This is a genomic window from Shewanella indica (assembly GCF_033842865.1).
Lineage (GTDB): Bacteria > Pseudomonadota > Gammaproteobacteria > Enterobacterales > Shewanellaceae > Shewanella > Shewanella indica.
The window spans coordinates 4,066,626-4,087,572 of the sequence record NZ_JAWXXR010000001.1 but is presented as its reverse complement, the minus strand read 5'-3'; the positions used below and the strand labels follow the sequence as shown (position 1 = coordinate 4,087,572).

Sequence of the window (20,947 nt, the reverse complement as noted above, 5' to 3'; positions counted from 1 at the left end):
ACTGCCCATGTTTGTTTCCATGTTACGCTTTGAATGGCGCTACTATCTGCGGCAGCCATCTTTTTATGTTGTTTCTTTGCTGTTGTTTTTAATCAGCTTTCTATCCGTTGTATCCAACAATGTCCAGATAGGTGGTGGCGGAGAGGTGCTGAAGAACAGCCCCTTCAGCATTGCCCAGACCCTGCTGATCATGAGCTTTATCTCCATGTTTGCCGTGGTCAACTTTGTCGGTAGCACAGCGGTGCGCAACCAGCAGCACGGGATGGAGGAACTGATCTATTCCAAACCGCTGACACCGCTGGCCTATCAGTTGGGGCGTTTTTTCGGCAGTTATCTGGTGGTCATGGCGGTGTTTTCCATGGTGCCGCTGGCGATGTGGCTCGGCTCTTTTATGCCTTGGGTCGATGCCAGCCGTTTCGGTGAAAATCGGCTCAGCTATTATCTGCTGCCCTTGCTGCTGTTGGCCGCGCCTAGCCTGTTGCTGATATCGGCGCTGTTTTATGCCATGGCCAGCCGTTTTCGCTCCATGATGGGTTTGTATCTGACCGCCGTAGCACTGCTTATTATCTATAACCTCACCGGCGAACTGGCCAGCCAGCCGCAGTTTCGCACCCTGGCGGCCATGTTGGATCCCTTTGCACTGCGCACCTTTGCCGACCTTACCCGTTACTGGACCATAGCCGAGAAAAACACCCAGTTGGTGGAGCTGACCGGTGTTATGCTCAGCAACCGCGCCATGTGGCTTTCTCTGGCGGTCATCTTGCTGCTTGTAGCCAAGGTTTGGCGCCAACCAACACTTACTCGCAAGAAGGACAAACGCGCCGGCAAGCAGTCTGCAACCCCGACATTGCAGCCTTTGCAGCAACTGAGCCGCGCAAGCTCGCCATCGACTTCGGCGCAGTTCAAGGCTCGAGTCGGCTTTGAAATCCGCCAGGTGCTCTACACAGCACCGTTTGTGATTTTGGGGCTGCTCACCGTCTTTAACCTGGTTGGGCCCATGTTCGGTGATTTTGGTTGGTATGGTACCTCCAACTGGCCGCTGACCCAGGACATGGTCGATAATATTGCCGGGGCCACCGGCTTGTTGATGGTGATAGTACTCATCTACTACAGCGCCGAGATTGTCTGGCGTGAGCGCAACTCCGGAATGGGGGACATAGTCGACAGTCTGCCGGTGCCGAACCTGGTGTTCTGGGCTTCCAAACTGGTGGCTGTGGTGTTGGTGATGGCGCTGTTGTACCTGTTGGCGACCCTGACTACAATTACGTTCCAACTGTTCAAGGGGCAGTACAATCTCGAATTGGCTCAATACGCCATCAGGTTGGGCTTTTACTATCTGTTGCCACTGCTGATGTCGGCGGTACTGGCGTTCTTCTTTCAGGTGCTCAGCCCGAACAAGTATGCCGGTATGGGACTGTTTGTCGCTTACTACCTGACGACCTTTGTGATGGCAAGTTGGGGATTTGGTCATTCGCTGTATAACTTCGGCGCTTCCCCTTACCTGGTTTATTCGGATATGAATGGTTACGGCTGGGGACTCTTGAGCCACAGCCTGTATATGCTCTATTGGGGCGGTTTCTCACTGCTGCTGTTTGTGCTGGGTTATGGTCTCTATCACAGGGGGCCGAAACAGCCTCTGAAACACAGGTTTGCCCTGCTGGGCGGTCAGCTGGGGGCCAAGGGACGCTTGCTGGCGGCCTTTGGTGTGCTGCTGTTTGTTGCCAGCGGCAGCTATATCTTCTACCAGACCAAGGTGGTCAATCATTACTATACCAATGATGAGGAAACCGACCTGCGTGCCGACTATGAGAAGAAATTCAAGCAGTATGCGTCTTTGCCCGTGCTGACCACCACTGCGGTCAAGGCCGACATTGATATCTATCCCGAGTCACGGCGAATCGAGGCCGATATCAAGCTTGATTGGGTCAACAAACAGGACAAGCCGATAAGCAAATTACTGGTCAGTCTACCGTCCCACACCCGCGCGGAAGATCTCAGTATCATCTTACCGGGGGCGACTCTGGGCGAGTTTGACGATAAGTTCAATATCAGTTGGCTGGTGTTTGACAAGCCGTTGCCGCCGGGGGAGAAAATCAGCGGCCGCATTCATTTGATTCGGGAAACCCAAGGGGTTGAAGAGTCCAACTTCGATCTGTCTGTGGTCGAAAACGGCACCTTTATCAATAATATCGAGCTGCTGCCTCAGTTTGGGTATCAGGAAGGTTATGAACTCAGCGATCGCCACGAGCGTGAGAAACGTGGTCTTGAAGACAAACCAAGAGCCAATAAGCTGGAAGACACGCGCTTTTATCGGCAGAACTTCTTTGGCGTAGACGGCGACTTTATCGACTTTGAAGCCACGGTTTCCACCTCGGGCCAACAGATGGCCCTGGTTCCTGGATACCTGCAGCGGCAATGGCGTGAAAATGGTCGCAACTTCTTCCATTACAAGATGGACAGCCCCATGGTGAACTTCTATTCGATCCTCTCCGGACGTTTCGAAGTGGACCGGCAGCAGTACAAGGGCATAGTGATCGAGGTGTACTACCATTCGGCCCACTATTGGAACGTGGAGCGAATGATAGAGTCGGTGAAAGACTCTATCGACTATTACACCCAGGCTTTTGGTCCCTATCAACACAAGCAACTGCGTATAGTAGAGTTTCCCGGTTATCGCTCCTTTGCCCAGAGTTTTGCCAACACTGTGCCTTACTCTGAGCGTATCGGCTTTATCACCGACCTGCGCAACTCGGACAATATTGACCCCGTCTATTATGTGACGGCCCACGAAGTGGCACACCAGTGGTGGGGGCATCAGGTTGGTGCTGCCGATGTACAGGGCAGTGCGGTTATCTCCGAGAGCCTGTCACAATACTCGGCGCTGATGGTGATGGAGCACAAGTATGGCCCGCAGATGCTGCGCCGATTCCTCAAGTATGAGCTTGACCGCTACCTGCGAGGTCGCTCATCGGAAAGCAAGGGCGAACAGCCGTTACTGCGCAGTGAAGGGCAGGGTTATATCCATTATCAGAAAGGCTCGGTGATCATGATGGGGATCCGTGACCGCCTGGGGGAAGAACGGCTCAATGCCAATTTGAAGGCATTCCTTGAGCGCTACAAGTTCCGCGGCGATCCTTTCCCGACCACTCTGGACCTGCTCAGCTATCTGAAGTGGGATACGGACGGCGCCGAGGCGCGTTTCATTGAGGACTCCTTCTCTGAAATCAGCCTCTATGACCTGCGTCTGACCGAGGCCAAGGTAACCGAAACGCCGGAAGGCCAGTTTAAAGTCAGTCTGGATATCTATGCCCAGCGCCGGGTCGCTTCAGAGAAGGGCGCTGAGCAGGAGGTACCGCTGGACGAGTGGATTGATATAGGCGCCTTCAAGGTCAACCCGGACAAGCTCAAACAGGATGAACAGGTGCTGTCGCTGCAGAAATACCGGCTCAAGAGCGGCGAGAATCATCTCGAACTGGTGCTGAGCGAAAAGCCTGCCTATGTCGGGGTCGATCCCTTCATCAAGCTGGTAGACAGGGATTCAGGGGATAATATTTTCAAGCTTTAGAAAACCTTATAATAATTTCTTTCGTTTAGCCAAATGCCTCGCAATTAAGTTTGCGAGGCATTTTCTGCTCATGTATTCCCTATCAATTCAGCGGCGCCTTCCGCGCTGACGGCTATTCAACTCCTTAGTTTGCTGTGCTCGACTATAGTTTATGAATATAGCCAGCCGATGATTAATTGACTTGTCTCGTCATAGGCACTCTATACCATCGCCTATCTGGCTGGGTTTCGAACGGCTGACAAAGCTTTGAGTGGCTCAAACTTCTATAAGGAATGGGATTATGTCTATGGTCAGTGCCAAAGAGTTTGCCGACTGGCTTTATAAGCGCTTCGAGCAGGTAGAACACGGGGTCAGCATGAGTCGTGAGGATATCAACCAGCTAACCGGGCGGCAGAATTTTTCCATGGTATTTGTCCATGATATTCACTATGAATTGATGCAGCACGGTATGGCGTTTGTGACAGATACTTCTCGTGAGCAGTTCTTTCTGGTGCGTGTCTGCCCCATGCCTTGGCGGCAGCAACTGGAGCAGCAATTTGACAAGGAGATCTTCAACAATGTCATCTCCATTAATATGTCCCGCTGAAATAGTTGCATCTATCTGTTTGTCAGTCACAGGTGTTATGAAAGCCGAGCGCTCAACCTTCCTTAGTCCTTAATTACCGCTGCCAACACCCCAAACTGACGATAAACAGCTAGCTTAAGCGGGAAGACAGGCGCTAAAGCCTGAGTAAAATCATAAAATTAATGCAAATTCACTTGTCGCGGACCTGAGTTTTTCTTACTTTGGAATGAAACTGATTATCAAAGAGGCCACTTATGAATACTCATCTGGAGCTGCAACTGAAACATTGGCTGGAGATAGATCCCGACCCTACAACCCGGGATGAGCTGTTGAGTCTTAAAGCCGAAGGCAATGAAACTGAATTGTCAGCTCGCTTTGCCGGTCGCTTGGCCTTCGGCACCGCCGGTCTCAGGGGCGTGGTCGGCGCCGGTCCAATGCGGATGAACCGTTTGGTTATCCGCCAAACCACAGCGGGCCTGGGGCAGTATCTGCTCGCCCAGGTCAAGGATGCCGCCAGCCGCGGTGTGGTGATAGGTTTCGATGGCCGCCATGATTCACGTACCTTCGCCCATGATGCCGCCAGCGTGTTGACCGCCATGGGGATTAAGGTGCGACTCACCGCCAAAGTAGCTGCCACGCCGCTGGTGGCCTTTGGGGTGAAACACTTTGAAGCTGCCGCCGGTATCGTAGTGACCGCAAGCCATAACCCGCCGCAATACAATGGCTACAAGGTCTATTGGGGCAATGGCGCGCAGATCATTCCGCCACACGACTCAGGTATTGCTGCCTGCATTGACAAGGCTGCCAATGAAGAGCTGCCTTGGCTGGAGCAAAGTGAAGCCACCAAGCAGGGTAAACTCATCTGGCTGCAGGATGATTTTTATCAGGATTATCGCCGCGGTGTGTTCCATGCCGATGTCTTGCAGCACAAAACGGCGCCCGAAAGGGTGAGCCTGGCCTATACCGCCATGCATGGTGTTGGCGCAGAAATGGCCAAGACAGTGCTCAAGGATGCCGGTTTTACTCAGGTTTATTCTGTCGCCGCCCAGGAAAAACCGGACGGTGACTTCCCAACGGTTAAGTTCCCTAACCCGGAAGAGAAGGGCGCCATGGTTCTGGTGATTGCCGAGGCCAAGCAGCATCAGGCGCTGCTGGCCTGTGCCAACGATCCGGATGCCGATAGGCTGGCGGTGGCCGTGCGCCGCGATGACGGCGAATATCAAATGCTCACCGGCGATCAGGTGGGAGCCTTGCTGGGCCACTATCTATTGTCTAAGGCGCCGGCCAATCAGCGTCTGCTGGGAACCACTATCGTATCTTCAACCTTGCTCTCCAAAATCGCCAAGGCCAATGGCGGTGAGTTTTATACCACGCTCACAGGTTTCAAGTGGCTCACCAATGTTGGTATGCAGCGCCAGAGCGACAACAATAAATTCCTGTTCGCCTATGAAGAGGCGCTGGGCTACACAGTGGGCAGTATGGTGTGGGATAAGGACGGCCTGTCGGCGCTGGTGGCTTTTGCCCAGCTGACAGCCGAGCTGGCGGCACAGGACAAAACCATCTGGGACAGACTGGAACAACTCTATCGCGACTATGGCTTGCACCTCAATACTCAAGTGAGCATAGCGCTCAAGCCGGGAACGCCGGATATCGGGGCCCATCTGCGGGCCAATCCCCCCGAGTCCATCGCCGGTATGGCAGTATTGGTGATCGAGGATCTCAAATCGGCCGAGCGACGTTACGCCGATGGGCGGCGGGAGATCATCGAATTACCGGCCAGTGATGTGTTGACCTTCCACCTTGAAGGTGGTGCCCGGGTGATAGTGCGTCCCTCGGGAACCGAGCCCAAGATCAAGTGTTATTACGAGGTGGTTGAGCCTATGCTGGCCAGCGACAGTCTGGCTGATGCCGAAAGCCGCGCTAGAACTGCATTGGATGCCTTCGTCAGTGGCCATCAGGCATCGTTACCCAAGTAGATAATCGGGTCGGTGATATTTGACATAGGAATTGATCCATTTTGGGAGTGAAAGAAAGGCATTGATGAATACAAGTGCCAAATGCGGATTAGTTTGCCACTTTTTTAGATAATCAGGCATGTTTTACTCATTACTTGGCTGAAAAATAAAACGGCGTTTTAATAGACAAAGCATAGAGACAACAAGGGCTGCAGAAGGATGGTTAAAATCTCTCTGAAGCCCTTAATTTTATTGATGTTCGTTTAACTGATTTGCATCGGGTTTTTTATCCATAAAAGGCCTGCTAGAATAGCGCAATTTTGTGTGCTTTCTCGCGGTGAAAGGAACCCCTAGTGGAATTTTTATACGAGTACGGACTATTTCTTGCCAAGGCGATTACCCTGGTGGTTGCTATCGGCGCCATAGTGGTGATTGTGGTGGCATCGGCAGTAAAACAAAAGAGTGACAGGGGCGAGTTGAAACTGACTCATCTCAGTGATGAACTCAAATCGCTCAAGCATCATCTCAAGGCTGAGCTCTTGGGCAAAAAGGCGTTCAAGGCCTATGAGAAACAACTCAAAGCTGAACAAAAAGCCCATGACAAGGCACTGGATGCCGGGGACGTCAAAGATCCCAAGGTATATGTCATCGAGTTCAAAGGCGGCATAGAAGCCGCCGAAGTCGCGTCGCTGCGGGAAGAGATCAGCGCTATTTTGGCTATTGCAGAGGAAGGGGATGAAGTCGTAGCCAGTGTTGAGAGTGGTGGTGGCATGGTTCATGGGTATGGCTTGGCAGCCAGCCAACTGGACAGGATCCGCAGTGCCGGATTGCCGTTGACCATATGCGTGGATAAAGTAGCCGCCAGTGGCGGTTATATGATGGCCTGCGTTGCCGATCGTATTATTGCTGCACCGTTTGCTATCATAGGTTCTATAGGTGTTGTTGCCCAATTACCCAACTTTAATAAGCTGCTGAAGAAGCATGACATTGATTATGAGCAGCATACCGCCGGTGACTTTAAGCGTACTCTGACACTCTTTGGTGAGAATACTGATGAAGGCAGAGCCAAGTTCCAACAGGAACTGGAAGAAACCCATTTGCTGTTCAAAGACTTTGTCGGTCGTTATCGGCCGCAACTGGAGCTGGACAGGGTTGCAACAGGTGAGCATTGGTATGGTCAGCAAGCTATAGAGCTGGGACTCATAGATGAAGTGGGCACCAGTGACGACCTCTTGCTGAAGCTGGCCTCGGATCGGACTGTGATCAAAGTGAAATATCAGCTGCGTAAGAAACTGGCCGACAAGTTGGCTCACAGCGCTTCTTTGATGCTCAACGCCTGCTATAACAAGTTGGCTGAGAAAAATCGACCAATCTAACCTTTGGTATCTCGCTAACTCGATAATCAGACCCCGGCTTCCCGGGGTTTTTTATGCGGTGTGTCTTTAATTCTCTTGCTGGATACGCTAAAACCATTTTTGGTAATTAACAAAAAGACAACAATGGCTATGCAGATCAAATACCGAGCCAATATGATGGTTGGGGATCAGGCGTACCCGGCTTTTGAACTGGCCAACCTTATTCGTTTTATTCAGTCACAATTGGGAACCGAGGCTGCTGAAGAGATATGCCTGCACATAGGTACGGGTATCAATGAGCTCAAGGAGTGCCAATGGGTAAGGGTTTGGCAACTCAGCGCCACGATAGCGTTTCTAATGCAGCGCAGTCGACGTGAGGATGTTAGCCTGTTGGCCGGGCTCTACACTCGGGTAACTGATTTGGGTTTTCTGTTGCCTTTGCTTGGAGAATGTCGGAGCCTTGGTGAGTGCCTGGAGTTTGTGCTAAATCATCCCAAGTGGGTGGGCAGCTTTGCTGATCTTTTACTGCTGGAGGATGAGCATCAAATCCGTCTGCGCTGGCTTAATACCGGCCGGGCCGAACCGTTAATCTATCGTGGTGAATTTCTTCACAGTATAGGCGCATTACTGAGTTTGGCGCGGGAGTTGACCGGACAAGAGATAGTTTTTAACGCTATCAGTGTTACCGGCATCTTGATGCAGTCTGCAAGTTTGGTAAAACTGGCCAAGCGGGTGGAGTTCCAGAGTGATTTCAATGAATGGCGCCTCGACAAATCTTGGCTGACGCTTGCGGTGGATCTGACTCAGTTCTCAGGTCGCAGTCAAAGTTTTGAGCAGCAGAGTTCGCTGGTTGAAAAAATTATTGACGAACTTGATGGCGATTTCCCCTTGGTGCCAACGTTGGAAACCATGGCACTCAGGTTACACATGAGCAGTCGTAGTTTGAGGCGCAAGTTGGCGGCCCTCGGCAGCAGTTATCAACGCCTGGTGGATCAGCAAAGGTGTCAGCGAGCGGTAAGCTGGATCCTCGAAGGCCAACTGTCGGTGAGCGAGATTGCCGAGCGTTTGGGGTATAGTGATAGTTGTCACTTTCGTCAAAGTTTCAAGCATTGGCTCGGGTATCCACCCGGTTATTTCAGCCGTTTGGGGCAGCAAAACTAACCAAGGCCAGGTTCATTTTATCCTGACCAGTTTAGTCATAAATAATCTGCTGTTGAGACCTTTGCGATTCTGCGATAAGCCTTTTGCACTGATTCAGTGGATCTCCCTGACGCTGGAAAGCGTGTTGTCTTGCTGTTCCAATTGATGGGTCAGGGTTTCAACATCAATAAACAGGGTTTCGGGTTTCAGTTCTCTGTTGGGTTGGCAAATACAGGCCGCCAGACGGTAGTCCAGCTGCAGGTGATGAAATTTGTTGTATTCTTCGCTGAACTTGTTGATTTTCTCATTAATCCGTTCGATGACCTTTTGGGCTCCCATCTTATCGACGTTGAATAGACCGAGGGCGAACAGTTGGTGGTTGATGCGTCCCAATAGATCAGTATTGCGCAGCAAGGCTTGCTGCACCTGTTTGGCAAAGAATTCCAGCAAGTGAGGTTGGTTAACTGTTTCATGTATGTGAGGGCAAAGATACAATAGCGCCAGACTCTGGTGATCTCGCAGATGGCGATACCATTCACGGTGAAAGACTTCCATAAAATAGGTCCGGTTATAGACCCCGGTTTCCGGATCCCTGAAACCCGAGTTGCTGAAGGAATAAATCATGGGTTGGCTCCGAGCTAGTGACTGCTACAAGTATAGTTAACCAATCCATCTACTGAGTTGTGACAGGAGAATAACGACAATGAAAAAAGGGTTTTTGCTGTGCTCTATTATTTTGGCGTTGAGCGGTTGCTCTAAAGAGGAGAGCAGTTTGGTGACTCAGCCACAGGCGGAGCAACAGCCCGCTGCGGCAATGGTACAAACGGCAGAGCAGGCTTACCTCGCCATGGTGGATCAATTTTTCAAGGATTACCTCAAGCTTGAGCCCATCTACGCCACCTTTGTTGGGGTCAATGACTATAACGATACTTTCGGTGGCGATCTCTCCGAGGCCTACCTCAAGCAGCGCCATGAACTTAACAGTCGCTACGCCGCCCAGGCCAAGACCATAGACAAACAAGCTTTGCCCGAACAGTTGCAACTCAGTTACGACATGTTTGTTTATGACAGGGATATGGCGTTGGTGGATGAAACCTTCCCCAGCCGTTTTATGCCGATAAGCCAGTTCTACAGCACAGTGATTACCATGGTGCAGCTTGGCAGTGGTGAGAGTGCCCAGCCTTTCAATACCCCGCAGGATTACGCCAACTGGCAGCAGAGGGTGAAAGGTTTTGTCAAATGGACAGAGCTGGCGAAACAGCGTATGGATGAAGGCATTGCCAGCAAGGTTGTGCTGCCACGGGTATTGGTCGAGCGGCTTATCCCTCAGTTGCAGGCGCAGTTGGTGGATAAGCCTCAAGATAGCATTTTCTACGCCCCTGTGACCAAGATGCCCGAGAGTTTCAATGCCGCCGAACGCGCCTTGATTGAGCAGGAATACCAGCAGATGATCAGCCAAGAACTGCTGCCGGCTATCGCCTCACTCAAGCAATATTTCGAGCAAACCTATCTGCCGGCCTCGCGGGCTACTGACGGTTGGTGGGCGCTGCCTAACGGTAAAGTTTGGTATCAACATCTGGCCAATGCTCATACCACAACCACTATGGCTGTGGACGATATTCACCAAATCGGCATCAAGGAAGTGGCGCGGATCCTCGATGAAATGGACAAGGTGCGCCAGCAAGTGGGTTTTGAAGGTGATCTCAAGGCCTTCTTTGCTTCACTGTCATCCGAGCCAGAGTACTTCTTCAGTGACAGGCAGGGCTTAATTGACGGCTATATGGTGCTTAAGGACAAGATCAATGCCGTATTGCCCGGTTACTTCAATGTGATGCCCAAGGCCGACTATGTGGTGAAGCCGGTTGAAAGCTTCCGTGAAAAATCGGCTGCGGGAGCTTCCTATGAAGCACCGGCCGTCGATGGTAGTCGTCCAGGGGTGTTTTACATCAACACCTATAATCTGAAAGCTCAGCCCAAGTGGGGCATGACCACTTTGTCATTGCATGAGGCGGCGCCGGGTCACCACTTCCAAATAGCCATCAAGCAAGAGCTGCAGGGCGTGCCTGAGTTCCAACGTTTCAGCGGTTACACCGCCTTTGAAGAGGGCTGGGCCCTCTATGCCGAATATCTTGGAATAGAGATGGGTTTGTTTGAAGATCCGTACCAGTATTTCGGCAAGCTCTCGGATGAAATGCTGCGGGCGATGCGTCTGGTGGTGGATACTGGCCTGCATGCCAAGGGCTGGAGCCGTGAACAGGCGATTCAGTATATGAAAGACAACTCTCCACTGGCGGAAAGCGACATCATCGCCGAGGTGGAGCGCTATATGGCAATTCCTGGTCAGGCACTGTCTTATAAAGTTGGTCAGCTGAAGATCCTGGAGCTCAGAGCCCGGGCCGAGAAAGCCCTGGGGGATAATTTTGACCTCAAGGCCTTCCACGATCAAATCCTTACCACTGGTTCCTTACCCATGGCGGTGATGGAAGCCAAGATAGATCTCTGGATAGAAAAACAGCTGAAGCAAAAAGCATCAGCCTGAGACTGAATTTAAGTCGAGTCTTTGATAAGCAAACTCAAAACGCCGTCATCTGACGGCGTTTTTTAGCTTCGACTCACGGCCTGCCATTATTGTTGTGTCAGTTAACTTCTGACACAGAATGATATTATACTGGCCGGGTTTGTTCGGTGACCGACCGAAAAAAGGCCACTTGGCCAAGATTACTGAGGAGCAAATTATGGTACAGGCAACAGCAAGACATCTACTGGTAAAAACCGAAGCAGAATGCGCCAGCTTGAAACAACAGATTATCGATGGCGCCGATTTTGCCGAGTTGGCCCGTCAACATTCTGCCTGTCCTTCTGGTGCACAAGGCGGCGAGCTGGGCTCATTTGGCCCGGGAATGATGGTGCGTGAGTTTGATGAAGTGGTGTTCAGCGCGCCGCTCAATGAAGTACAGGGGCCGGTGAAAACGGCTTTTGGTTTTCACCTGCTTGAAGTTACCAGTCGCGGTTAAGCTGTAAGAGTTTAAGCAAGTGATAGAAATCTATACCGATAGACTCAGGCTCAGGACTCTGAAGGAGCAAGATTGGCCGGCGTTTCTGGCACTGCATTGCGATCCTGAGGTGGGCCGCTTTGTTAGAGATCCCGAACCCGAACCACTGCTCAAAGCCAAGTTTGAGCAGCGAAGCCAGCCTTGGCGTTATGAGTCCGGCGACTGGCTGACGCTGGTGATTGAAGAATTGGGCAGTGACAGCTTTGTCGGCTTGACCGGCTTTTACTGCGTCGATCCTGAGCTGGCGCAGGCCGAGGTGGGTTACCTGTTGCATCCAGATATGCAGGGGAAGGGCTATGCCACTGAGTCGCTGCGCGGGGTAATAGATTGGGGCTGTTTGAGCTTCAATATTCATAAGTTCATCGGTCACTGCGCCAATGATAATCTGGCTTCGGCCAAGGTCATGGAGAAGTGCGGCTTCGAGCTTGAGGGAATATTGCGGCACAACTTCCGTATCGGCGAACTTTGGGTGGATGACAGGGCCTATGGCCTGCTCAGTGATGAGCGTCGTTGACTTCTCTCCCCCAAGCGGATGCTTGCTGCTATAATCCGCCCCAAATAGAGTCAATTCCAGCAAGGCAAGGTCACAGTGACACAGAAAATGAGCGAATTCACCCTCAATAGCGGCGATGAGTATATTGAGCTTTATAAGGTGCTGAAGGCAGAAGGCATGACCAGTGCCGGCGCTGAGGCCAAGCATGTGATTGCCGAAGGGCTGGTGCTGGTCAATAACGAAGTTGAAACCCGCAAGCGCAAGAAATTGCTGCCGGGCGATCTGGTCAGCTTCAACGGCGAAACGGTTAAAATAGTGGCGGCGCAATAAGCGCAAGGGGAACAGAATGCAATTTCCAGATGATGACAACGGCAAGATGCTGCAGGCAATGCAGGAGTCGGGTATCGACCTGAACAAGCCTTTGGATGTGGACTTTTTCCTGGTGTTTGATGATCAGCGCGACGCTGAATCGGCATTGGAAGATTTGAGTCAATCCGAGCAGGCCGGCGAAGTTGAGCTGCAGTTCAACGAAGAGATAGAAAAGTGGGAGCTGATTGTCTGCATCAATATGGTGCCCGAGTATCAGGCATTGGTGGCGCGCGAAACCGAGCTGAACAGCTTTGCCGCCGAGTTTGATGGTATGACAGATGGTTGGGGCGTGATGCAGCATCAGGACGGCGATGACGAGTTTGCTGATGATGACCATGAGTGTGATGAGCACTGCCACCACTGAAGATAAGTGAATTTTTCCTGAGCCACCCAAATTTGGGTGGCTTTTTATTCTCTAGCTTTTTATTCTGCCCCCACTGATTGCCAATCTCAGGGAGAGTGATATGGCCAAACACATCAGTTTTGGAACCCCGGTCAACGACGCCGAGCGCTGGGCCTTTGAACTGCTGGGTGATGAGTTACCCAAAGATTATCTGCTGCTGACCAATATTGAGATCCCGACTCAGTCCGGGCGAGCGATGGAGGTGGATGCTCTGGTGGTCGGCGAGTGGGGCGTGTATGTCATCAATACCGCAGCCTGAGCCGCATTTATCACCCCAATGTGGAGCGGGTATTGGCCTTTGGCGAACTTGGCGGCAGCGACCGGGTCTTCATTGCCAGGGCCTGGGAGCGGGGCGTTGCTTTGGATTGCACCGAGATCCAATCGCCGCAACAGGTGATAGGCTGGTTTAGACAGTTGCTGACGGCGCTGCAGTATCTCCACAGATTGGATATCTTCCATCGAGCCATCTGCCCGAAGAATATTATTTGTAATGGCGACAGCGCCGTGCTTTTGAACTTTGGCCTGGGTCAGGACATAGCGGCCAGACACTATGCTGCTCAATATGCCGACCCGGATCTCTGGGCCCTGGAAGGAGATGCTGAACGGGATCTCTACGGTTTGGTGGCCAGTTTTATCGATGTGTTGACCCCTATAGAGCTCAAGGGCGATGCCGGCCCTGCAGGCATGCTCAGGGCCCTCGAGGCTTTTGATCCCCGTTGGTTGGGAGAGTCTTTGTTTGCCATGTGTTACAAGGTGCTGCGCTTAGAGGTCAACCTGGGAGACAATAATGACTATATGCCGCTATTTGGTTTTAACTCATAAGCAGCACAACTACGAGTGACGACTGAATATGAATGCATCATGCACAAACTCACTCGATTTTGGGTAAATGATTATTTTGGGCATGGATGATAAGAAACAAGAAATGTGACGCCTGTGCAATCAAGGTGATTAAGTCATCCAACCAAACTGCATGGTCATAGTGTTGAGCTCCTAATCCAGTCTCTGGCTTTGAGTCTGAGAGGAAGGATGTTTATACCTGTCGTCATTGTAATACCGAAAAATATTGTAATTGGATCTTGAGTTTGCTGATTATCTCGGGAGTTAACATCCACATTACAAATAGCCAAGCTACTACAGGGAGGTTTTATGGCACTTATTTATGAGGTTCAGGTTCGGGGAGCGGCCAAGGTGTTGGTATATGAAGTCAGCTCCCGCGCGGCCGCCGATCTATTGGTTTATCGAGTCGACAGCCGCGGCGCTACGCACAATCAGGATAGTCTCTGGTATCAGGTGGCGAGCCGCTCAATGGCCACGTCACTGATTCATTGGGTCAGCCATCGCAGTGCCGCTGATCTGCTGGTGTATTTTGTCAGCAGCCGCGGAGCCAGCGGTTGGCAAACTCAGCACCCGCTCAAAGGCCGTTTGTAACCCGGCTGCTTTTAAATCCAGGTAAAGAGGACGCCGGGAAGGTGAATACAGACTTTTGGCAACGACGGATGCCCGCAGTCATCAGCTATTGACCGTCAGCCTTTCATCCCGCGCCGGCCGACCTTTGAAAGCCCGTTAAAGACGTTTTATTGACAAGGATTTCCATGAGATTTGTATTTTTGCTTTGTGCCTTGCTGCCTCTGACTGTATTGGCCGAACAGCAGCGTTTTACACTTGCGGCCGGGCTTATCGATGAAGCCGTGACAGTTCAGATTGCTTTGCCCGAGAGTTATCGACATTCAGACAGTTTTCACTACCCCTTGCTGTTGGTACTTGATGGTTCGACCCAGTTTCATCATGTGGCATCCAGCGTCGGCTTTTTGAGCACATACGCCATAGTGCCGGAAATGATAGTGGTGGGCATAAGCACCCGCGACAGACTCAAGTACTTTACTCCCACAGAGCCGGAAGATTTCGCCGCAAGGGCGGGAAAGGCTGATGTTTATAACCGTTTTATCGCAGAGGAACTGCTGCCTGCATTGAGTGAACGTTACCGTCTGGCGCCTTACCGGACGATATTTGGCCACTCTTTGGCCGGGCTTTACAGCAGTTATCAGGCGCTCGGTCCGGCGTCTTCCTTCAATGCCGCGATAGCCATTAGTCCCAGCCTCTGGTGGGACGATGGCACCTTGATTACAGATTATGACAAATACCAGGCTCGCGAGCGCAAAGCGCCCATGCGCTGGTTTCTCAGTATGGCGAGTGAGCCAGGCGAGATGGCGCAGGCCTTTGACGCCATGCTGCAAAAACTGGAAACCAAACAGCCGTCAAAGCTACAGGTTTTCAATGCCCGTTTTGCCCGAGAAACCCACGACAGCACTCCCTTGATTGGCAATGTCGAGGGGCTTAAAGCCATCTTCAGTGGCTGGAACGCGGTACCACAAGTCGATGTGATGCCACTGCAACAACTGCTGGCGTTCTACAGGGGAAAAACTGCCGAGTATGGCTATACCTTTCCGTTGTCGGCACATCAATTCAACGTATACGGCCTAAAGGCCGCCTATGAGGGCCAAACTGCCTGGGGCGTTGCCATATTGGAGCAAGGAGTAGAGAAATTCGCTCGCTCGGAAATCCTTTGGGACAGCCTGGCAACGGCCTATACGCTTAACCAACAGCTCGATAAGGCAATGGCGGCGTCTATCAAGGCGCTGCAATTGGCCAGGCTGCATGATTCGGTTTTTCTCGAAGAGATTATGGCTCAGAACCGGGCGCTTGAGCAAAAACTGAGTCAGCCCTAACTCAGGTCTTTTACCTACCAGGCCCGGGATTTCCCGGAGAAGATTTACACCTGTTATGAGAGGAATGCCGTGTTTCGTGGATTAAATGAGATAAAACAACATATTGAAGAAGGCAATCTGGACTATTTGCGCCAGCATATGCCGAAAGCCTGGTCCCAATATATGTTCAGGATAGAGAAAGACCCGGCCGGGCTTGAGATCATCTCTTATCTCAGAGCGAACGCCGTTATCAAGGACTATCAAATCTATTACCTTATGTATTGCCGTGTGACGTATTATTCCGAGCCGAAGCAGTTTACGCCGCTATTTGACATCATCAAAGTCAACGGCCCGGATGGCAGCTTGGTCGAAGACGACCCTGAACATCTTTACCGGCTGTGTCACGATGTTTATCTCGGTTTTATTAGCGCGTTTATTTCAGTGGGTGGCCGCTTGGACCATAACCGGTTGTTGGCATTGGTCTTTGCAGGAGAGTCTGACGCTTACGCCATTTTTAATTTTCTACTGCCCAGATACGCCTTCTCCCATGAGGCACTGGCTACGGCGGCGGCCTGTTTGTTTTACAATGAATACCATTTGGATGGAGCCGGTGAACAGGCTTTGGCAGCCTTGCTGAGTCGGGGCATAGCGTTGGATTACTGCTTTGATGATGACAGTGAATTCGGCGAATATGCTTGCTTGGCGGCATTGATCTTCGGTCACAACCCAAAAAGGTTTAACCAGCTGTATGCCGATGGTGTCGAGCAGGCGCTTGTCGACAGTTTCGATTGGTCGCTCTTGCTTACCGAGCATGAACTGACTCTTGAGCATATTGAAGCCCTTAAGCTGTTGTCCCTCAGCGCTACGTTACCCATAGATGAGATTGGCGAATGCCTGTTAGAAAGAGAAGATGAAGCACTGCTGGCTGCTTTTGACTCCCTGCGCTGATGTCTTGGGCTGAAGAACTTTATCAATCACGGCGCGAATGGCCGTTGAGGCTGTGAGTGGGAAACTCAGGGTGTTGTAAGAAGTTGCCGACTTTCAAGGAGTGAAAAAGTATGAATCTACTGCTGCTCAGTAATCACCAAAGCGCAAGAGGCCGTGAGGCGCTTGCGTTTGTTATTGAGGCTCTGGGGCTTAAAGGGCAAGCGGGTGGTTACATAGGTTCAGAGCCTGATCCCGAGGGGGATTTCTACCGGCCAACACAGGCGTTTTATCAAGGCCTTGGCATAGGTCTCAACACCTACCTGGATTTTGAACAGGGTTTTAACAACACTGTGATGCAGAGGTTACTGGATAAGCCTTTAGTGCATCTCTCGGGCGGGGATACTTACCGTTTTTTACATGGCTTGCATAGTCGCAATCAACAGCAGAAACTCAAGAGTTATGCTGCATCCGGACATCTCTTGGTTGGTGTCAGTGCCGGCGCCATGCTGCTGACCGCCAACATAGAAACCGCGGCGCTTTGTGGTGACAGCAATACAGTGGGCCTTGAAAACCTGAAGGCGCTGGGCTTGGCCGACCTTTTATTTGTGCCCCATGTGGTTCATTCGCAGAGCCGAGAGCAATCCCATGGCCTCAGCCAAAAACGGCGTGCAAAGCAAGTGGCAGAGCGGCATGGTTTGCCCGTTTATCTCTGCTCGGATGAAGACGCGCTGGCCATTATTGATGGCTATCTTCACTGTTTTGGCGCGCCGGAGATCATCCTGCCAGAGGCTATCGCCTGAGCCCTGCAGTGCAGCAGTGCCTGTTCATCGGGATGACAAATCCCATTTATTGGGGTAGTTTGAACATTATTGATGGCTTATGCCAACAAGGCCTTAAGGAAGCAAGGCATCACCCAAGAGGAAGCAAGGATGGCAGCAGAACTGATCAAATCGTCAATGACTACAGTGCAGAACGGAGTGGCCAAAGCCGATGGCAAGATTTCTTTGACCGGCAATGAACTCAAGTTTGTGCCTTTCAATCAGCAACTGGGGCTGGGGCCCTACACTCTCAAGCGAGATGATATCTGCGCGGTAGAAAAGTGTCTGGCTACTGGCGGCGGTATTTTCCCTATATCGGCAGATGCGCTGCGGGTCATTCTCAATGATGGCAAACGCTATGAGTTTATTCTGGCAGATACCTCAGAGTGGCTTACGCTGCTGTAATTTTGTGCCTCTTTCGGCAAAAGCGGCATAATCGGGAGCTGAGTATGAGAGTACTGGCGATGGCTCAAGGGCAATGGTATTTGTTGGAGCATGAAGGGCAGCTATATCTGGACGTGCTTTGCCGACATAACAACCGCTTTATGATCCAGCTCAATGAGCGGGAAGTGGCAGAGTATCGCCGCTCCGGCAATGCCTTTCTTAAACAACAAGCCCGTGATATTCAATATGCAGTACCTATTCGCAAGGGGACTCGCTGCGGTTTGCAAGGGCGGGATCAGCGTCGTCAATTGGGGGAATTGGCCAATACCGCGGAATGTGAGTGGCTGGCGGCCAAAGAAGCTGAGCAGTGACCAACTGAGAAACAGCCTCAAAAAAGAATTTTATAAGGAAAGCCGTGCAAGCAGTATTTAAGCAAACCGAGGGTGATTACCTCTAAGCCGTTATTGAAGTGGCGGGGCAGCCGCTTACTGTGATGGATGAATTCGGTGGTGACAGCCTGACTTATGGTGGAGGGCTTTGTTATCGGAAGATGTTTCCGGAAAAATACTGATACTGTCGCAGCGATTTTTGGGCTCTGTGTATAGCCGGTGCGTCTCTCGGGATTGCAATCATGCTATCAAAGGCCGCATAATCGAAGCCGGCCTTATCCAGGTCTCATATCTATACCTAGGTGCCTTAAGGCTTTCAAATCAAGGTCACGGAAAACCCAAGGTTTTGTGACAGTTATTCTGATAGGAAAAAGGAATTTTACCTCAATGCTTCTGCAATCTTTTATCGACCATCTGCCACCCGGCGCAGATATCAAATCAGTATCGGCGCCAACTCTTGCCAAATATCAGGACCATTTGCCCGAGTGCTTATTGGAACTGTGGCAACAACATGGCTTTGGCCACTATGGTGATGGTTTAATCCAACTTATTGATCCGGATGAATACCTGGACAATCTCTGGGGCTGGCTGATGTTGGATGAAGACATGAGTCGCATCCCGTTCGCTATCAGCTGTTTTGGCGACATTTTTTATTATCGGCTCCTGAGCGATGAAGGGGATGAAGATATCGCCTTTATCGATCCCCACACTTCACAGACAGATGTGCTCACCTGGAACATGGAAGACTTCTTCAACGACTGGTGTTGTGACGATGAAGTGCAAACCAGCTTCTTCAGGAAGAGGGAACTTCAACAAGTCAGCGACCAGCAAGGCAGGCTGCAGCCAAACCAGATCTACTTTTACACCCCGGCACTGCGTCTCGGGGGTGAACCAGCTATTGATAAGACTCAAAGAGGCGATGCCAGAGTGCAACTGGACTTCTTGCTGCAGTTGGCTCTGGAAGCCTAGCCGCGAAACCAGGATGAGAAATTGAACCGGGCTGTGGTCATAGTTTACTGCCTGGTCTGATACGCTCGGCAAGCTGGTTTTATCGGCGACAAGACGGAGCGCCATGAACGTATGCTGGTTGGCCGCCGGGCTTATCTTTATTTACGGTTTGTTGCGGATTCTGGGACAAGGCTCAGGCGGCGCCGAAACCATCATGACAGGTTTGGGTGTGGCGTTGCTGCTGTTTTATAGCCTGATCATTAACTTATTTGCCGCGCCATATCTGTTTTTTGGTGCCGCTCGGCAAGTGGGATCCAATCAGGCTTTGAGCACAAAGCGGCATATTGGAGAAGCGAGCCAAGCAGAGTGAGTTCTTATGTTTGCCCATCTGTTTCGAAAACAAAAAATAAAGCAATATGCCCGTAGGCTATCCAGGGATTTGCTAAAGCATTATGGCAAGAAGAGATATTACTCCAGAAATCAGCTGGAAAGGGCTTTAATCAGACAAAAGCTCAGGCGTCCTCCCAGAGCCTGTGATAGTCATGGCGGTATTTCGACCAACGAATATTATGCCTATGCCATGTACTGCTCACCGGCCGAATTTTCCCGCATTTCGATGCAAACCTCCATAACTCAAGGTTCCAGTGAGCCGGACTATGGTCAACTGAGAAGGGAAGCTGCGGAGGTTATCTTTGGTCGGCCACAGGATTTTACGGTCGCTAGCCTGCATGAGGCCAGTGCCGGCCATAGTGCAGCGGAAACCGCCGCTGCGGATCCGGGGTGTGATTCTGGCAGTGATTAAGCTGAAAGTGAGCGAGTTGGCCGTGGGTGCTTGACCTTTGTTTCTGCGATGACCACTCCTGGCTGACAGGCGATCTCCGGTCAGCGCTGTAAATCGGGCAAAAGGGTTGGAAGCTTATACTCAGGGAGAGGGAATGCCGGAACTATTGATCCAGTTTGTGCTGGGTTTTGCACTGCTGACGGGCGTTTTGGGCTGGTTTGCCTTGATGTTTGCTTCGCTGCCCGGCGCCGAGCTGCGTCGCAGTTTGTCTATGCGTCTGGTGCGAGGATTGTTCTACAGCTATCCCCTTTGGGTGTTGGTGCCGGTATATCAGCTTAAATACACCATGGTAGCAAGCTTAATGGGTTTGCTTTGGGGGATAGTCCCAATGCTGCCTTTGCTGTTAGTCTGGTTGATATTTACCCTTCAGGGGCGGGAGCTTAAACGGCGGCAACAATTAAAAGCGGTATCAAAGCCCAGAACCAAACAGGAGTAGAAGGGCAAACATGGCTAAACCAGAGGCTGTTAATGCTCAAGTGATACCCATGGCCCATTGATACCGCAAGATTGACCAAATAATCAAGGAGGTTTAGATGGTGACTATCGCTGAGCTGCAAGCTTTTATCGAACGCGAGCTGCCACAGAGCGGTATTGTGATTGAACATCTGGGAGATAAGTCGGCCAGAGTGCGTAAGCCGATAACTCAGGCGCACCTGCGCCCCGGCGGTACTGTCTCAGGGCCGGCCATGATGGAGTTAGCCGATATTGCCATCTATATCGCCTTGTTGGCGGAAATAGGTATAGTGCCTCTGGCGGTAACTACCAACCTGAATATCAACTTCCTGCGTAAACCCAGCGCCGAGTGTGACATAGTTGCCGATTGTAGGCTGCTGAAATTGGGTAAATCATTGGCGATTGCCGAAGTGTCTGTGTTTTCAGATGGACACAGCGAAGTTGTGGCTCATGCCGTGGGCACTTATTCCATTCCGCCGACGAACTAGCCCCTAACTCCATTCAAAAATTGTTGCTGCCCTTGTGATTCGATCCTTCCAGGGGCTTGGGCCTTGCTCAATGCCGAACTCGATAACTGTGAT

Annotated in this window: 24 protein-coding genes; 23 read left to right on the top strand and 1 reads right to left on the bottom strand. The window is 51.3% G+C overall.

The genetic code is table 11. The features are described from left to right. The first annotated feature begins 7 nt into the window (after positions 1-7). The 5 genes from SIL79_RS18340 to SIL79_RS18320 all read left to right on the top strand — a co-directional run bounded on the left by SIL79_RS18340 (position 8) and on the right by SIL79_RS18320 (position 8,601). Positions 8-3,565: an ABC transporter permease/M1 family aminopeptidase gene (locus SIL79_RS18340; protein WP_162206989.1), complete on the top strand. Its 3,558-nt coding sequence runs from the start codon at positions 8-10 to the stop codon at positions 3,563-3,565. Between the two features lie 280 nt (positions 3,566-3,845). After that, the gene (locus tag SIL79_RS18335; protein WP_025009827.1) at positions 3,846-4,151 is read left to right on the top strand and encodes a hypothetical protein; all 306 of its coding nucleotides are present in this window, start codon (positions 3,846-3,848) and stop codon (positions 4,149-4,151) included. 233 nt (positions 4,152-4,384) lie between these two features. Beyond that, complete coding sequence (locus SIL79_RS18330; RefSeq protein WP_162206988.1) at positions 4,385-6,106, top strand: phospho-sugar mutase; 1,722 nt, start codon at positions 4,385-4,387, stop codon at positions 6,104-6,106. Positions 6,107-6,438: 332 nt separating this feature from the next. Next, on the top strand, positions 6,439-7,461 hold the full coding sequence (sohB, locus tag SIL79_RS18325; protein WP_162206987.1) for a protease SohB: 1,023 nt from the start codon (positions 6,439-6,441) through the stop codon (positions 7,459-7,461). Positions 7,462-7,590: 129 nt separating this feature from the next. Next, positions 7,591-8,601: an AraC family transcriptional regulator gene (locus SIL79_RS18320; protein WP_186300035.1), complete on the top strand. Its 1,011-nt coding sequence runs from the start codon at positions 7,591-7,593 to the stop codon at positions 8,599-8,601. Positions 8,602-8,694: 93 nt separating this feature from the next. Here SIL79_RS18320 and SIL79_RS18315 read toward each other — a convergent pair whose 3' ends face one another. Beyond that, positions 8,695-9,204 (bottom strand): diguanylate cyclase domain-containing protein, encoded by a 510-nt coding sequence (locus SIL79_RS18315; protein ID WP_071476226.1) that lies wholly within the window; start codon positions 9,202-9,204, stop codon positions 8,695-8,697. Between the two features lie 79 nt (positions 9,205-9,283). Between SIL79_RS18315 and SIL79_RS18310 the strand changes: the two genes are divergently transcribed. From SIL79_RS18310 to SIL79_RS18225, 18 genes are all read left to right on the top strand, one after another. Further along, complete coding sequence (locus SIL79_RS18310) at positions 9,284-11,119, top strand: DUF885 domain-containing protein (RefSeq protein ID WP_162206986.1); 1,836 nt, start codon at positions 9,284-9,286, stop codon at positions 11,117-11,119. A gap of 196 nt (positions 11,120-11,315) precedes the next feature. Then, positions 11,316-11,594 (top strand): peptidylprolyl isomerase, encoded by a 279-nt coding sequence (locus SIL79_RS18305; protein ID WP_071476228.1) that lies wholly within the window; start codon positions 11,316-11,318, stop codon positions 11,592-11,594. Positions 11,595-11,613: 19 nt separating this feature from the next. Then, on the top strand, positions 11,614-12,147 hold the full coding sequence (locus tag SIL79_RS18300; protein ID WP_162206985.1) for a GNAT family N-acetyltransferase: 534 nt from the start codon (positions 11,614-11,616) through the stop codon (positions 12,145-12,147). Between the two features lie 87 nt (positions 12,148-12,234). Beyond that, positions 12,235-12,456 (top strand): RNA-binding S4 domain-containing protein, encoded by a 222-nt coding sequence (locus tag SIL79_RS18295; RefSeq protein ID WP_037475159.1) that lies wholly within the window; start codon positions 12,235-12,237, stop codon positions 12,454-12,456. A gap of 16 nt (positions 12,457-12,472) precedes the next feature. Further along, the gene (locus SIL79_RS18290) at positions 12,473-12,859 is read left to right on the top strand and encodes a ribonuclease E inhibitor RraB (protein WP_071476229.1); all 387 of its coding nucleotides are present in this window, start codon (positions 12,473-12,475) and stop codon (positions 12,857-12,859) included. A 100-nt stretch (positions 12,860-12,959) separates the two neighbouring features. Beyond that, the gene (locus SIL79_RS18285; RefSeq protein ID WP_162206984.1) at positions 12,960-13,157 is read left to right on the top strand and encodes a nuclease-related domain-containing protein; all 198 of its coding nucleotides are present in this window, start codon (positions 12,960-12,962) and stop codon (positions 13,155-13,157) included. Next, a complete protein-coding gene (locus tag SIL79_RS18280) occupies positions 13,124-13,720 on the top strand; it encodes a serine/threonine-protein kinase (protein ID WP_143078385.1) in 597 nt (198 codons plus the stop codon). The genes SIL79_RS18285 and SIL79_RS18280 overlap by 34 nt, the downstream gene beginning before the upstream one ends. 327 nt (positions 13,721-14,047) lie before the next feature. Further along, positions 14,048-14,329, top strand: a complete 282-nt coding sequence (locus tag SIL79_RS18275) for a DUF6150 family protein (RefSeq protein WP_039033949.1) — start codon at positions 14,048-14,050, stop codon at positions 14,327-14,329. Positions 14,330-14,493: 164 nt separating this feature from the next. Further along, the gene (locus SIL79_RS18270; RefSeq protein ID WP_071476232.1) at positions 14,494-15,627 is read left to right on the top strand and encodes an alpha/beta hydrolase; all 1,134 of its coding nucleotides are present in this window, start codon (positions 14,494-14,496) and stop codon (positions 15,625-15,627) included. 69 nt (positions 15,628-15,696) lie between these two features. Then, a complete protein-coding gene (locus SIL79_RS18265) occupies positions 15,697-16,554 on the top strand; it encodes a hypothetical protein (protein WP_233962332.1) in 858 nt (285 codons plus the stop codon). A gap of 110 nt (positions 16,555-16,664) precedes the next feature. After that, the gene (locus SIL79_RS18260) at positions 16,665-17,333 is read left to right on the top strand and encodes a Type 1 glutamine amidotransferase-like domain-containing protein (RefSeq protein ID WP_162206982.1); all 669 of its coding nucleotides are present in this window, start codon (positions 16,665-16,667) and stop codon (positions 17,331-17,333) included. A gap of 129 nt (positions 17,334-17,462) precedes the next feature. Continuing rightward, the gene (locus SIL79_RS18255; protein ID WP_025889069.1) at positions 17,463-17,756 is read left to right on the top strand and encodes a hypothetical protein; all 294 of its coding nucleotides are present in this window, start codon (positions 17,463-17,465) and stop codon (positions 17,754-17,756) included. 44 nt (positions 17,757-17,800) lie between these two features. After that, positions 17,801-18,106 (top strand): hypothetical protein, encoded by a 306-nt coding sequence (locus SIL79_RS18250; RefSeq protein ID WP_162206981.1) that lies wholly within the window; start codon positions 17,801-17,803, stop codon positions 18,104-18,106. Positions 18,107-18,511: 405 nt separating this feature from the next. Next, positions 18,512-19,093 carry a GAD-like domain-containing protein gene (locus SIL79_RS18245; protein WP_039033953.1) on the top strand — a complete coding sequence of 194 codons (582 nt, stop codon included), beginning with the start codon at positions 18,512-18,514 and terminating at the stop codon, positions 19,091-19,093. A gap of 103 nt (positions 19,094-19,196) precedes the next feature. Continuing rightward, positions 19,197-19,442, top strand: coding sequence for a hypothetical protein (locus SIL79_RS18240; RefSeq protein ID WP_101096642.1), 246 nt, complete (start codon positions 19,197-19,199; stop codon positions 19,440-19,442). 6 nt (positions 19,443-19,448) lie between these two features. Next, positions 19,449-19,874 carry a DUF6559 family protein gene (locus tag SIL79_RS18235; protein WP_039033955.1) on the top strand — a complete coding sequence of 142 codons (426 nt, stop codon included), beginning with the start codon at positions 19,449-19,451 and terminating at the stop codon, positions 19,872-19,874. Between the two features lie 133 nt (positions 19,875-20,007). Beyond that, complete coding sequence (locus tag SIL79_RS18230; protein WP_144361275.1) at positions 20,008-20,349, top strand: hypothetical protein; 342 nt, start codon at positions 20,008-20,010, stop codon at positions 20,347-20,349. Between the two features lie 97 nt (positions 20,350-20,446). Further along, on the top strand, positions 20,447-20,854 hold the full coding sequence (locus SIL79_RS18225) for a PaaI family thioesterase (protein WP_162206980.1): 408 nt from the start codon (positions 20,447-20,449) through the stop codon (positions 20,852-20,854). Positions 20,855-20,947 lie beyond the last annotated feature (93 nt).